The sequence below is a fragment of the Colwellia sp. MB3u-41 genome (assembly GCF_014076845.1).
Lineage (GTDB): Bacteria > Pseudomonadota > Gammaproteobacteria > Enterobacterales > Alteromonadaceae > Colwellia_A.
This window is the reverse complement of the sequence record NZ_JACGUT010000075.1, coordinates 138,650-151,625: the sequence shown is the minus strand read 5'-3', so window position 1 is coordinate 151,625 and position 12,976 is coordinate 138,650. Positions and strand designations below refer to the sequence as shown.

Annotated in this window: 14 protein-coding genes and 1 pseudogene; 8 read left to right on the top strand and 7 right to left on the bottom strand. The window is 36.6% G+C overall.

The genetic code is table 11. The features are described 5' to 3' along the window. Positions 1-49: 49 nt before the first annotated feature. The 5 genes from H4J73_RS20470 to H4J73_RS08790 all read left to right on the top strand — a co-directional run bounded on the left by H4J73_RS20470 (position 50) and on the right by H4J73_RS08790 (position 3,680). A complete protein-coding gene (locus tag H4J73_RS20470) occupies positions 50-175 on the top strand; it encodes a hypothetical protein (protein ID WP_259366550.1) in 126 nt (41 codons plus the stop codon). A gap of 40 nt (positions 176-215) precedes the next feature. Continuing rightward, entirely contained in the window at positions 216-599 is a 384-nt protein-coding gene (locus H4J73_RS08805) for a response regulator (RefSeq protein ID WP_182180208.1), read from the top strand. Between the two features lie 55 nt (positions 600-654). Beyond that, on the top strand, positions 655-1,206 hold the full coding sequence (gene apt, locus H4J73_RS08800; RefSeq protein ID WP_404851850.1) for an adenine phosphoribosyltransferase: 552 nt from the start codon (positions 655-657) through the stop codon (positions 1,204-1,206). Positions 1,207-1,214: 8 nt separating this feature from the next. Then, complete coding sequence (gene dnaX / locus H4J73_RS08795; RefSeq protein ID WP_182180212.1) at positions 1,215-3,287, top strand: DNA polymerase III subunit gamma/tau; 2,073 nt, start codon at positions 1,215-1,217, stop codon at positions 3,285-3,287. A 63-nt stretch (positions 3,288-3,350) separates the two neighbouring features. After that, complete coding sequence (locus H4J73_RS08790) at positions 3,351-3,680, top strand: YbaB/EbfC family nucleoid-associated protein (protein ID WP_182180286.1); 330 nt, start codon at positions 3,351-3,353, stop codon at positions 3,678-3,680. A 58-nt stretch (positions 3,681-3,738) separates the two neighbouring features. Here the strand turns inward: H4J73_RS08790 and H4J73_RS08785 are convergent, their stop codons facing one another. After that, positions 3,739-4,257, bottom strand: a complete 519-nt coding sequence (locus H4J73_RS08785; RefSeq protein WP_182180214.1) for a fused DSP-PTPase phosphatase/NAD kinase-like protein — start codon at positions 4,255-4,257, stop codon at positions 3,739-3,741. Positions 4,258-4,475: 218 nt separating this feature from the next. Between H4J73_RS08785 and H4J73_RS20985 the strand changes: the two are divergent. Both H4J73_RS20985 and H4J73_RS20980 read left to right on the top strand, forming a co-directional pair. Next, positions 4,476-5,087, top strand: a pseudogene (locus H4J73_RS20985) (methyl-accepting chemotaxis protein); the annotation flags it as partial. Between the two features lie 30 nt (positions 5,088-5,117). After that, the gene (locus tag H4J73_RS20980; protein WP_404851959.1) at positions 5,118-5,516 is read left to right on the top strand and encodes a CZB domain-containing protein; all 399 of its coding nucleotides are present in this window, start codon (positions 5,118-5,120) and stop codon (positions 5,514-5,516) included. 217 nt (positions 5,517-5,733) lie between these two features. Here the strand turns inward: H4J73_RS20980 and H4J73_RS08775 are convergent, their stop codons facing one another. Beyond that, complete coding sequence (locus tag H4J73_RS08775; protein WP_182180218.1) at positions 5,734-6,033, bottom strand: DUF3301 domain-containing protein; 300 nt, start codon at positions 6,031-6,033, stop codon at positions 5,734-5,736. 15 nt (positions 6,034-6,048) lie between these two features. Beyond that, positions 6,049-7,098, bottom strand: a complete 1,050-nt coding sequence (locus tag H4J73_RS08770; RefSeq protein WP_182180220.1) for a DUF3549 family protein — start codon at positions 7,096-7,098, stop codon at positions 6,049-6,051. Between the two features lie 110 nt (positions 7,099-7,208). Between H4J73_RS08770 and truC the strand changes: the two genes are divergently transcribed. Continuing rightward, positions 7,209-7,970, top strand: a complete 762-nt coding sequence (truC, locus tag H4J73_RS08765) for a tRNA pseudouridine(65) synthase TruC (RefSeq protein ID WP_220460052.1) — start codon at positions 7,209-7,211, stop codon at positions 7,968-7,970. Between the two features lie 9 nt (positions 7,971-7,979). Here the strand turns inward: truC and H4J73_RS08760 are convergent, their stop codons facing one another. From H4J73_RS08760 to map, 4 genes are all read right to left on the bottom strand, one after another. Then, positions 7,980-8,309 carry a hypothetical protein gene (locus H4J73_RS08760; RefSeq protein WP_182180222.1) on the bottom strand — a complete coding sequence of 110 codons (330 nt, stop codon included), beginning with the start codon at positions 8,307-8,309 and terminating at the stop codon, positions 7,980-7,982. 269 nt (positions 8,310-8,578) lie between these two features. Continuing rightward, a complete protein-coding gene (gene dapD / locus H4J73_RS08755; RefSeq protein ID WP_182180224.1) occupies positions 8,579-9,409 on the bottom strand; it encodes a 2,3,4,5-tetrahydropyridine-2,6-dicarboxylate N-succinyltransferase in 831 nt (276 codons plus the stop codon). A gap of 50 nt (positions 9,410-9,459) precedes the next feature. Beyond that, positions 9,460-12,063: a [protein-PII] uridylyltransferase gene (gene glnD / locus H4J73_RS08750; protein WP_182180225.1), complete on the bottom strand. Its 2,604-nt coding sequence runs from the start codon at positions 12,061-12,063 to the stop codon at positions 9,460-9,462. A gap of 114 nt (positions 12,064-12,177) precedes the next feature. Continuing rightward, entirely contained in the window at positions 12,178-12,966 is a 789-nt protein-coding gene (gene map / locus H4J73_RS08745) for a type I methionyl aminopeptidase (RefSeq protein ID WP_182180227.1), read from the bottom strand. Between the last annotated feature and the right edge of the window lie 10 nt (positions 12,967-12,976).

Genomic DNA, 12,976 nt, shown 5'->3' with positions numbered 1-12,976 from the left:
GTTCTCGGCTAAAATACTGCCTCATAATTTTGCAGTTACAGGAATAATAATGTCAGATAACGAAGACTTTAAAGACAGTACATCGAAACGCCATTTATTGGTAGCAGTTATTGCTTTATTCTCTGCACCTCTTTTACCCATGGTTATGGGTTGGTTTACACTTCTTTCAAATTAGTCTCTGTTTGTTTAACTAAAAATTACGAAGAATTAACATTATGCATATATTGCTTGTTGACGATAAAAAGAAGGTCTTAGATTTTATTAGACCACTGCTGGAACAACAGGGCAATACCATTGATACCGCTTTAAACGGTTTAGATGCCTTTGAAAAGGCGCAACAACAATCGTTTGACTTGTTTATTATTGACCATCTCATGCCTGTTATGAATGGTATTCAACTAAGTAGAAATCTTCTTAAAAAACCAAATACGGCTAATATTCCTATTATTTTTATGACGACGCAAAACACAACTGATGTCATCGCTTTAACCCGCTTCTTTTCTTTTCAAGCCATTATAGCGAAGCCAATTGACGAAAATATTTTGCTTAGTGCTGTAAATCTAATAAATAAAAACAATACAAGTCGTTATTCACTGTAAATCATCCTCCTTTTGCTTTATTCTTTAGACTTGATAAATTTATACTTTTGATATGCTGACGATGACTGACAAACAAATTTTACTTTTACAAAATTCAATTCATGCTGTTCCTGACTATCCTAAACCGGGTATTTTATTTCGTGATATTACTGGTTTGCTCGATAACCCTGCTGCTTACCAGTTAACGATAGACTTATTCGTGGCTAAATATAAAGATCACGGCTTTACTAAAATTATTGGTACTGAAGCACGTGGCTTCTTTTTTGGTGCTCCTTTGGCCCTAGCGCTAGGGATAAGCTTTATTCCTGTTCGTAAACCTGGCAAGCTTCCAAGAGCTAGGAATAGCCAAAGCTATCAATTAGAATATGGTACTGATACGTTAGAAATTCATCAAGATGCATTAACAAGCAACGATAAAGTTTTAATAGTAGATGATCTTCTTGCAACGGGTGGAACAATTGAAGCAACGATGAGCCTTGCTAAAGGGCTAGGGGCTGAAGTGAAATATGCTGCATTTGTGATTTCATTACCTGATTTGGGCGGAGAAAAACGTTTAACAGATCTAGGGTTATCTATTCACTCTTTATTGCAATATAACGACGATTAGGCAGTAATATGAGTTATCAAGTATTAGCACGTAAATGGCGCCCTAAAAAGTTTACAGAATTAGTGGGTCAAGAACATGTCGTTACTGTTTTAGTCAATGCGTTAACACAACAGCGTTTGCACCATGCCTATTTATTTACGGGTACGCGTGGAGTTGGCAAAACGACGATAGCTCGAATTTTTGCTAAAAGTTTGAACTGCGAACAAGGCATTACTTCAACACCCTGTGGCGTTTGTGATACTTGTCAAGATATCGACCAAGGCCGTTTTATCGATTTACTCGAAATTGATGCGGCTTCTAAAACAAAAGTTGATGATACCCGTGAAATTCTTGATAACGTACAATACGCGCCTACACGAGGCCGTTATAAAGTTTATTTAATTGATGAAGTTCATATGCTTTCTCGCAGTAGTTTTAATGCGTTATTGAAAACGCTTGAAGAACCACCTGAGCATGTGAAGTTTATTTTGGCGACAACCGATCCACAAAAACTTCCTGTTACTGTGTTATCTCGTTGTTTGCAATTTCATTTAAAAGCATTAACGGTGAGTCAAATAGAGCAAAAGACTCAGCAGATACTTGATGCAGAAAATTTTTCAGTTGAAAAGGGCGCTTTAACGTTATTAGCAAAAGCCGCTCGCGGCAGTATGCGTGACTGTTTAAGCTTAACTGACCAAAGTATCGCACAAGGCCAGGGGTGTATTACCTTAGCCAATGTGCAGCAAATGCTAGGTGGTGTCGACCAAAACTGGGTCTTTAAAATACTCATTACGTTGTTAAAGCAAAATCCAAAGGCTCTAATGCACCTTTCATTAGACATTGCGTCTTATGCACCTAATTACAGTCGTTTAACCGCTGAACTTATTCAGTTGTTACACCAAGTAGCCATGACACAAGTCATCGGGCAACATTTTGACTTATCACCAGAGCATAACCTCTTGGTTGAAAAGTTCAGTCAAGCCATGAGTGCTGAAGATATTCAGTTATACTATCAAATTGTGCTCAATGGGCGAAAAGATTTACCTTATGCATCAGACGAGCAAGCGGCGTTTGATATGCTATTACTTCGGTTGTTGGCGTTTAGACCATTAAAAAATAGCGAAAGCATTCCTGATAATTCTACCCGCGCTACAAATGATTTCGATGATGTGACATTTGATGAAACAAATATCCATAAATCACTGAGCAACGTTAATCTGGTAACAGATGAGCCTTCTTTTGAGGAAGCTAACACTTTACCAGAGGTTGAAGCGATAACATCGCCATTATCACCGGCTGAAATACCTCCTTTAGAAATAAAGGCGCTTGGGGATATAGAGCAAGAGAATAATTCTCCTCGTTATATTGATACAGAGACTTTAACACCCTTTGATAATTCATTAGAACAAGTTGATCATAACTCAACGGTTGCTCCTCAAAATGTAGATATCGAACCGTCAACTAGCGATACACCGCTTGTTCAATCACCTATAGAGCGTGCTTTAGCGACAAGAAATATGTTACGTAGTCGAAAAAAGGGCTTGGAGAATAGCGCAAAAAAGTCTGATGACGCTATAGAGCGTCAAGATACTTCCAGTAACGAGGTTATGGTATCAAAAATTGAGGATGCACCAAGACTTGATATTCCTCGATTTGAGTCTATTTCAGAGCAGGTTTTTGATGTAAATGTGATTGACCCAGCAAAGATTCGCTCAGCAAATCAAGTTGATAAATGGGCAAATATGATTGATGCAATGTCACTTACGGGGCGTCTGCGTCAATTAGCGATACATGCAACTGTTAATGAGCAATCAACTGACGATTTTTTGCTACTTAATTTAAATCAAGCGACAAAACATTTAAACAGTGATGTTGCTCACAAAAAGCTAGAGCAATCCATCTCTGAGTTTTTAAAGCGAAAAATTACTGTAGAATTAACGATTGTCGACGAGACATCGCATGATCCGTATCAAATTCAATCGCATATTAATGATAAACGTTATGATTATGCGAAAGAATTATTAGAAAATGATGAAATAATTATGGGCTTGAAAATGCATTTCCAAGCCCAATTAGATGAAAACACAATTGTAGCATTATAACTGTTACTTGATATTTGCCGTGTTAAACTCTATCTTTGCTGGCAATAGAACTTTGGAGAAAAAATTATGATGAAAGGTGGCATGGGCAACTTAATGAAACAAGCCCAACAAATGCAAGAAAAAATGGCTAAAGCCCAAGAAGAATTAGCTAAAATGGAAGTTATCGGTGAGTCAGGTGCTGGTATGGTTAAGGTAACGATGACAGGTAGTCACAGCGTTCGACGTGTTGAAATTGACGATAGTCTAATGGCTGATGATAAAGATATGCTTGAAGATTTGATTTCAGCAGCATTTAATGATGCTGTTCGTCGTGTCGAAGAACAAAATAAAGATAAAATGGGTGCTTTAACCGGTGGTATGCAATTACCACCTGGGATGAAAATGCCGTTTTAATCAACGTTACGTTGTGAATTAATGTGCCAGTTTCTTTAACAAGAAACTGGCATTTTACTTACTGAGTTATGATGATCTTTCTAACAGTCGATTCTAAGCTTGCTAAGCCCGAGCTTTTTCCTGTAGTGATTGCTTCTTCAATATTTTTACCGTGATTGAAGTGTGCATCTAGTGCGAACATAGCACCAACACGGTTACCACTTGCGCAATGAACAAATGTTTTCTCGTGATTTGATATTGCTGAAGTAAATAGCGCGAGGTTTTCTTTATTAATACCATTGGCACCGTTAATGGGCACTGCGATATAATTCATGCCTAACGCTTCAACTGTAGCTTGTTCGTCAAACCCGTTAAACTCACCCTCGCCACGTAGGTTAATTACTGTTTTAATGCCGCTTTTCGATAATATAACTAAATCATCTTCGTTAGGTTGACCGCCAATAATAAATTGCGGGCTAAACTGTTGAACATTTTTTGCTGCTATTTTTTCAATAACACTATCTGATGCTAGGGCATAGTTTGAAAAAGATAATGTTAGAATAAAAAAAACCGTAAATACCTTTATTGCGTTATTCATTGTTTATACTTCCGTTTCATTAATTAATTTTAGGCATTGTTGCTTTTAGCATACTCTTATATATCTAAAAAAGCCTATGCATCTGCTTTTTTTAATATATATTAACGAGATGAAATTTTATACTAAAGGTAGTAAATAACAGGATTTTTGGTGAAAAAAATAAAGAAAAAATTTCCCAGCTTACTATTGAGAACCGTCAATTAACGACACGTATCGAAATGTTAGAGGCTGAATTAGCTTTAGCTGACAAAGAGAGAGGTCAACTTGTCGAAGATATTTCAAGTAACTCTACACGCTATCGTACGCAAGAAGAAATAAATAAACTATGGTTGCAATCATCGTCGCTCGTTAACCTTATTTGTGAAGATCTAGCCCTATCATCAGCCCATTTAAATCAACATCGAGATACGTTTCAGTCGTCACAAGCGCTCTTTGAGCAAATTATGGAGATGCTGTCCAGTACGATTACTTCTACTTCACAAATTTCTACAGATACTCAAGCGGCTTCTTCATCAGCCGATCAATTAAAAACAGTATCATCAGGTATTAATGACTTTGTAAATATTATTAAAGGCATTTCAGACCAAACAAACTTATTGGCATTAAATGCCGCCATAGAAGCCGCTAGGGCAGGAGAGCAAGGTCGAGGTTTTGCTGTTGTTGCCGATGAAGTCCGAACATTGGCCCAACGCTCGGCAGAAGCTTCTAATGAAATATCCAATCTTATTGAGCAAGTAAATACGCAAATGGGAGAAGTGATCAGTGGTATAAGCCACGTGGGAGATAATAGTCAAGAAATAAGTGCTAGTACCTCTTCTATAGAAACCACGGCTAAGAAAATTGTCACCTTATCTAAAAATATGTACTCGGTTATTACTAATACTACCGCCGATTCATTTTTACAAACGGTAAAAATGGACCATGTCGTTTGGAAACTTGATGTCTATAAGGTGATGCTCGGTATGTCTGATAAAACTGCTGCTGACTTTACTGACCATACGATGTGTCGACTAGGAAAGTGGTTTTACCAAGGAGAAGGAGCAGAAAAGTACGCCAGTAAAAGTGCCTTCAAGCAAATAGAAGCCCCACATATAGATGTTCATAGTCATGGTATTGAAGCGTTGAAGGCGCATGCTAAAGGTGATAATGAACGTGCCCTAAAAGCACTGACAGTGATGGAGAGTGCAAGTTTCAAAGTGGTTGATACATTAACGTCACTCTCTAAGCAATTAGCTAAAGACATCGGTGCAGTTGATTAAGATAAATCTCTGTAAAAGGTTTTAATAATACCTAAGTCTAAAAATGCCATTCGATTATACCGAATGGCATATATGTTCAGGATGAACGTTATAATGAGATGGTATGGATACCAAAGAGCATATATGTTCAGGATGAACGTTATAATGAGATGGCATGCATCTAATGCATGTCTGTATTTTTTAACTTTTTTTGCCACTGTTAATTGTCGTTTGGCATTTAAATTTTGTACATCGGTACATGGATACTATCAAGTTTAAATCCCTTTAAAGTCGCTTGACCTTGATAACTTGATTCTCTATCCCCGCTAAACTCAAAGTCAAAGACACTTATCCAATGAGGCCCTAAAGCTTTGTTAAAGGTTAATCGACTTGAGCTTCGAGAAAGTGAAATAAACTGTAAGCCATCCTTATCACAATAGGCCTTTATATGGCGTAAAGCGTATTCAGATACTTTTCTGAGATAAATGAAGTACCACAAAAATAAACAAACAATCAGTAATAAATATATATTTTCCATTCGAGGTCTCTATAGTTAGCGTTGAAATAATAGACCAATAGCTTTACTTAATGCTTGGCTACGTTTTGGCGATCTCATACATTGAAATATTAATGGACGTAATGCTGGAATAGCAACAAGGTCTTTGAAAATTGCTTGAAATACTTCAAGTTCTTGCTGGTCAACTAATAACTCAAAAAAGATCATTATTTGTTGTTCATTATTGAAAACTTGCCAGCATCTTCCTGTAATGACTATGGCTATTTCTTCAGACATTGACGTTTCAGGTGATGGCTGCTCAATAAGAGTATTAATAAATCGTACAACATGGGGATGCTGAAAACTTGAGGCTAAACTGCGTAATAAAAAACTCAACACTGTTGTTTGGTTAGTCTCTTTATGGGTTACTAGGCTTTCAAATTTTGCAATGAGTACATCAATAACTTCTACCGGTAATTTTACATTTTCTAATGCAGAACATAAGGGTTGTAAAACGGGCTTAGGTAAATGTGGCAAAGCATTCACTAATATTTTTTGCATTTTCTTATCAGATAAACGCACAGCAAAATCATTTAACCCTTGCACACCAACAGACTGCCAGTTTTGCCAATCTTTATCACCTGATAAGTAGCTTAATGCGCCTGAAAAGTATTGGCTGCTCTTATTTTTTGTTTCCACAGAAATCAAACTATTTAAATAAGCTAATTTGTATTGTGGTGGTGTAAAATGATAGGGGTTACTTTTAAGTAATGCTTCTTGTTGCTCGTTTGGTGAGGTATTAAGCTCTGCGCCCAATGCTTCAATAATAATTGCAATAAAATGATCTCTTGCTACAAGGTTAAGTAAACCTCGCTCATCAAGCGGTAATTTTACAAACCATAAATATAGCGACGAATTTGGCTTTTGCCAAAAAGATATCGCTATAAATGCATGCCCTTGAGAAGGAAATGGGTAAGGAATTTGGTTAGCTTCAATTTTAGTAAACGTTTCTTTAGACAATTTATCTATTTTCCGGCCAATATCAAAAACCCTATATTGAGATCCAGAAAGTGTTAATAATTCAGAAATAGTAGAAATAGTACTCATAGATAAAATAATAAATAAAATAATAATCGAATAATGTTGGCATTATAGAGATAATAATAGATCAATACTATTTGCTTTTTGCATCATAGATAATAAACCCTGAGATAATCATGCCTTTTGATGAAAAACCCATATTAACGATATTATATCAAGATGAATATATCGTCGCGGTTGATAAACCAGCGGGCTTATTTGTCCATAGAAGTTATATGGACAAAGATGAAATATACTTTGCTTTGCAGTTAGTTCGCGACCAAGTGGGAAAATATGTTTATCCCCTTCACCGATTAGACAGACCAACATCAGGGGTTTTATTATTTGGTTTAAATGAAGAGGTTGCGCGTTTGATGGGGCAAGTATTTATCGATAAAAAAATTCAAAAAACATATATCGCTTTATCACGTGGACATTTGCTTGGCGAAGGAGAGATAGATCATCCGTTAAAAGAAAAATTAGATAAATTAGGTGATAAAAATGTCAGTCCAGATAAAGCGCCACAAGAGGCTGTTACTCACTTTGAATCTTTACTAACGGCAAGCTTACCGATACAAGTGGGTAAGTTTGATAGTGTCCGATACTCTTTAATAAAATTACGACCCGTTACGGGAAGAAGGCATCAAATTCGTCGACACCTAGCGCATTTACGACATCCGATTATTGGCGATATTAATTATGGTGATAATAAACAAAATCCATTTTTCATCAAAAATTTTGGTTTTAAACGCTTAATGCTCATAGCAAAAAAAGTAGAGTTTATTCATCCTATAACAAAGTGTCAGGTGATCATCGAGGCTAGTTTTGACCAACAGTGGTTACAGGTTTTTGATGAACTCGCTTGGGATCCAAAGACAATAAATAGCTTAACTTCTTAAATAATCAATTTATTCTGCTGCCATAATTCTGATTGAATTCACGTCTCTTTCAATTAATGCGGCATAAACATGTTGTGTTCTTTGAGTATTATCCTCGTCAGTTTTTGGGCCTTTTATACTAACGGTATTAATAAAAATATCGTTACTGTAACGTTCGCGTTGTTCGGCGAATGCTAGCATCATTTTTTGATCTTCCGTAACCGGGCGATGAAGTAATGACATCATGAGATGATGATCAGAAATCAAAGGTTTTTTTACTATTTTATCTTGTGGTATTGAACTACAAGCAGTAAGTAAAAAAGCGAATAGCACAGTAAGTGAAGTCAAAAGATTTTTCATGTTCAGTCAATAATAAAGCAAACGATACCTCTAGATGGCAAATGCTATGCCAAGTGTTTTATTAAAGGTTAGATTGGCTGGCTTATATAATAAAAAGTTAATTATATAACTGTTATTTATATGAAAATTTGATGTGTTTTATTTATTGAGATGAAGGTTTTTTGTAACGTTTGCTACGTTTTATTGTAAAGTTATTTTTTTTCCTTAATTAAGTGTCAAAAAAATAGCGGTGATAAAATCACCGCTATACATAGAAAAAATTTAAATTTTTATTCTTCTGATACCGAACGAAGTAAAGCATTAATGCCTACTTTTGCACGTGTTTTAGCATCTACTTTCTTAACGATGATTGCCGCGTATAAACTATAAGTACCACATTCAGAAGGTAAGTTACCCGGCACAACAACCGAACCTGCTGGGACACGACCGTAATGTATTTCACCTGTTTCACGATCAAAAATTCGTGTACTTTGACCAATATAAACGCCCATGGAAATTACAGCCCCTGCTTCAACAACAACACCTTCAACAATTTCAGAGCGAGCGCCTATAAAACAGTCATCTTCAATAATTGTTGGTCCCGCCTGTAAAGGCTCTAAAACACCGCCAATGCCAACGCCACCTGATAAATGTACATTCTTACCAATTTGAGCACACGAGCCTACAGTTGCCCATGCATCAACCATACAGCCTTCATCAACAAACGCGCCGATATTAACAAAACTTGGCATCACTACAACGTTCTTACCAATAAAGCTACCTGTACGCACGGAAGCGCCGGGTACAACACGTACGCCATCAGCTTCAAAATCCGCTTGTGTGTAGCCAGTGTATTTCATTGGAACTTTATCGAAAAAAGTACTTTCAGCGCCGTCAATAACGCTGTTGTCCCAAATTCTAAAAGAAAGTAAAACGGCTTTTTTAAGCCATTGATGAACAACCCATTCACCCGCTACTTTTTCTGCAACACGAGCTGACCCATTGTTAAGTGCGGCTAAAGCATCTAAAACAGCTTGTTTAACATCACTCGATACTGTTTTTGGGGTAATATTCATTCTATCTTCGAAAGCTTGTTCTATTGTACTCTGTAAGTTTGACATGCTAATTCCTATTCTTTTTAAATTTAATTTCTAAAGTTTAATCTGTTCAGTTATTTTTCGCATAACATCGCGGAGAGTTGTTGTTGCTGCTCTTGTGTTAAAGCCACATTATCAGCATTTGAAACAGTAAAAACATCATCGACTTTTTCACCAAAAGTGGTGATTTTTGCAGAATGAATGTGTAATTTGTTTTGTTGAAATATTCGAGCAAACTTGGCTAATAGGCCAGGGCGGTCTAGCGCGATTATTTCTAATAAAGTGGTTTTCTCTGTAGCTGTTTCAATAAAACTCACTTTAGTGGGAATTTTAAAATTATCAATATACGTTGGAGCAGGTTTGGTTTTTATTTTGGGTGAAGCCTTCATTAACGACTTAGTCAGTTTTTTCGCTATATCTAACGCACGGTTACTGTCAGTAATCGCTTTGTTTTTTTGGTCCAATACAACAAAAGTATTTAATGTATAACCTTTTTTACTGCTAATAATTTTAGCGTCATGAATAGACAAACGTTGTGCGTCGAGCAATGTCACCATTTTAGCAAAAATATTAATAGAGGCTTTGGTATAAATAAATATCTCAGTACCACCTCGATGAGGTTTTGGGCTGATCAATACCAAAGGTTTAACAATACTGTGTTTAATGATATGTCTGCTATGCCAAGCAATTTGCACGGGTGAGTAACGTAAAAAGTAATCCGCTTTAAGTTTGTTCCAAAAAGTTTTAATGTGAGTTACATCGCACGCATATTCTTTAAGTAACTCAAGCGCTGCTTGTTGGTTTTCGCGTGTTTTTGCACGTAAATCAACTTGCTTTTCAAGTCCTCGTCGAAAAGCTCTTTTAGTATTAAAATAAAGCTCTTCAAGTAAATTTGCTTTCCAGCTATTCCATAAACTTTCATTGGTCGCACGCATATCAGCAACGGTTAAGCAATAAAGGTAATCTAGATGCGCTTCATCTCTAACAATACCAGCAAATGCTCTGATCACTTCTTCATCTGATATATCACGGCGTTGTGCGGTTACAGACATTACTAGGTGATTTTTGACTAACCAAGCAATCATACGGCCGTCGTGATCGTTTATAGGATGCACTTTGCTGAATTCTAATGCATCAACCGCGCCTAACTTAGCATGATCGCCACCACGACCTTTGGCAATGTCATGAAAAATTCCGGCTATATACAATACCTCTGGTTTGCGAATGCGCTGCATTATCTTGCTACAAAGTGGGTAGTCGTTGTTGTATTCTGGCTGGCTAAAACGATAAATATTTTTAATTAATCGATAACTATGTTCGTCTACAGAGTAAGCATGAAATAAATCAAATTGCATTTGCCCTACGATATTACGCCATTGTGGTAAATAAGCGGCGATAATTGAATGGCGGTGCATTAAGCTAAAAGTTAGCCCTAAGCCATTAGGATGCCTCATTATTTCAATGAAAATTCTTCGACATTCGGCATAATCCATTAAACCAGAAATTAACCGTCTGCGGGCATTTCTCAATAACCGCAGCGTATGTGGATGTAAATCGGTAATATTTTCGTTTTTAGCGACCAGTAAAAACATTTCCATAATTTTTACAGAGCTCATGAATACTCTGTCGTTAACCGCATTTATCTGCCCATCGATGATAGTAAAATCTTTATTGAGTGGCACGACAGGGTGATCTTTTTTGATAATAGCGTAGTCAAAATGCTGTAGTAGCATTTTATTCAGTTCAGCAACACGACCTATGATACGGAAAAATCGTTTCATCATACGTTCAATGGCACGTTTACCTTCATCACCAAAGCCCATTAAGCTGGCAACTTCACCTTGATAGTCAAAGAGTAAACGGTTTTCATTACGACCAGCAATAATGTGTAAAGCAGCACGCATACGCCATAAATAGTCTTGACATTCTAACAACTCAAAAAACTCATTTTGTGTTAAATAATGATGTGCAACAAGTTCTTCAAGAGAGTCTGCAACAAAGTGGCGCTTTGCCACCCAAGCAATGGTTTGTATGTCTCTCAGGCCACCGGGGTTTGCTTTTAAATTTGGCTCTAATGTGTAAGATGCACCATGGTATTGTTGATGACGCTCAAACTGTTCCTCACGTTTGGCCAAGAAAAATTTCTTAGACGTCCAAAAAACATCTTTAGCTAATAATGGATATAAATTTTGAGTTAATGCTTCATTTCCACAAATTTGACGAATCTCTAACAGATTTGTGGCAATAGTGACGTCATTTTTTGCTTGCTTTATACACTCTTTAACACTTCTAACACTATGGCCAATGTCGAGCTTTACATCCCATAGTTGGGTGATAAATGTTGATATTTTTTCTGATAATTCATCACTGATTTTTTCTTGAGTTAATAATAATATATCGACGTCAGAATAAGGGTGTAATTCACCTCGTCCATAACCTCCTACAGCAAGTAAACTAATTTGATGTTCATCTAAGTTATGTTGACACCAAAGTTTAGATAACACATTGTCAACAAATTGTGAGCGTGTTGAAACTAAAACAGATACTTCTACATAAGGAAATGTGTCTTTTTGCCATTGCTGGAAGTCACGACTGAGTTGACAGATGTCTTGAGTAGAAATATAAGGAGAGCTAACGGCTAAGGATTTGCTATATTCTATAGGTAGAAGAGTTTGCATAGCTGATTATTTTACTTAGTAGGTTAAGGCGATAGACATCATGCTTTATTTATCGATGTAAAAGCAAATAACGACTATCGCTAACGTAGACTTTATTATAATAACAAGAGAAAATTAGTTTTGTAAGTGTCTCGAAAGAGTATCATCGCTATGAAGTGTTAATATCTCACAGCCTGTTCGAGTAACCACAATGGTATGTTCCCATTGTGCTGATTTTTTGCCATCTAAGGTGTAAACGGTCCAATTATCTTCTTTATCTAAAAGCGTATTAGCGCGACCTAAATTAACCATAGGCTCAATGGTAAAGCACATACCTTCAACCATTTTTTCTTTATCGTTATTTTTGTAGTGAACAATTTGTGGTTCTTCGTGAAATACGTTGCCAATACCATGACCACAATATTCTTTAACAATAGAGTAGCGGCCTGATTTTTTAAGAAACTTTTGAATAGCTGTGCCAATTTCACCAAAAGTATTGCCAGGTTTTACTTTCTTTAAGCCAACATACAAAGCTTCTCTAGTAATACGGCATAAACGATTGTCTTCTAGGCTTACGTCGCCAATAAGAAACATTTTACTGGTATCGCCGTGGTAGCCATCTTTAATCACGGTAATGTCTAGATTAACAATATCGCCATCTTTTAAAAGAACATCATCAGGAATACCATGACAAACGACATGATTAACTGATGTACAAATTGATTTGGGAAAACCGTGATAATTTAGCGGCGCTGAAATCGCACTTTGCACTTTATCGGTATATTCCGCGCACAGGGTATTCAACTCATTGGTCGTCACACCGGCCTTAACATAAGGGGTGATCATCTCTAATACGTCTGCCGCAAGTTTTCCTGCAATCCGCATTTTTTCTATTTCTTGCTGAGTTTTGATTGTAATACCCATTTATTCCTCA

Bases quoted from the DNA above. Each gene is read 5' to 3' on its own strand.
- H4J73_RS20980 (WP_404851959.1), top strand. From the start codon at position 5,118: ATGTACTCGGTTATTACTAATACTACCGCCGATTCATTTTTACAAACG.
- map (WP_182180227.1), bottom strand. From the start codon at position 12,966: ATGGGTATTACAATCAAAACTCAGCAAGAAATAGAAAAAATGCGGATT.
- H4J73_RS08805 (WP_182180208.1), top strand. From the start codon at position 216: ATGCATATATTGCTTGTTGACGATAAAAAGAAGGTCTTAGATTTTATT.
- dnaX (WP_182180212.1), top strand. From the start codon at position 1,215: ATGAGTTATCAAGTATTAGCACGTAAATGGCGCCCTAAAAAGTTTACA.
- H4J73_RS20470 (WP_259366550.1), top strand. From the start codon at position 50: ATGTCAGATAACGAAGACTTTAAAGACAGTACATCGAAACGCCATTTA.
- H4J73_RS08775 (WP_182180218.1), bottom strand. From the start codon at position 6,033: ATGGAAAATATATATTTATTACTGATTGTTTGTTTATTTTTGTGGTAC.
- dapD (WP_182180224.1), bottom strand. From the start codon at position 9,409: ATGTCAAACTTACAGAGTACAATAGAACAAGCTTTCGAAGATAGAATG.
- truC (WP_220460052.1), top strand. From the start codon at position 7,209: ATGCCTTTTGATGAAAAACCCATATTAACGATATTATATCAAGATGAA.
- H4J73_RS08785 (WP_182180214.1), bottom strand. From the start codon at position 4,257: ATGAATAACGCAATAAAGGTATTTACGGTTTTTTTTATTCTAACATTA.
- glnD (WP_182180225.1), bottom strand. From the start codon at position 12,063: ATGCAAACTCTTCTACCTATAGAATATAGCAAATCCTTAGCCGTTAGC.
- H4J73_RS08770 (WP_182180220.1), bottom strand. From the start codon at position 7,098: ATGAGTACTATTTCTACTATTTCTGAATTATTAACACTTTCTGGATCT.
- H4J73_RS08760 (WP_182180222.1), bottom strand. From the start codon at position 8,309: ATGAAAAATCTTTTGACTTCACTTACTGTGCTATTCGCTTTTTTACTT.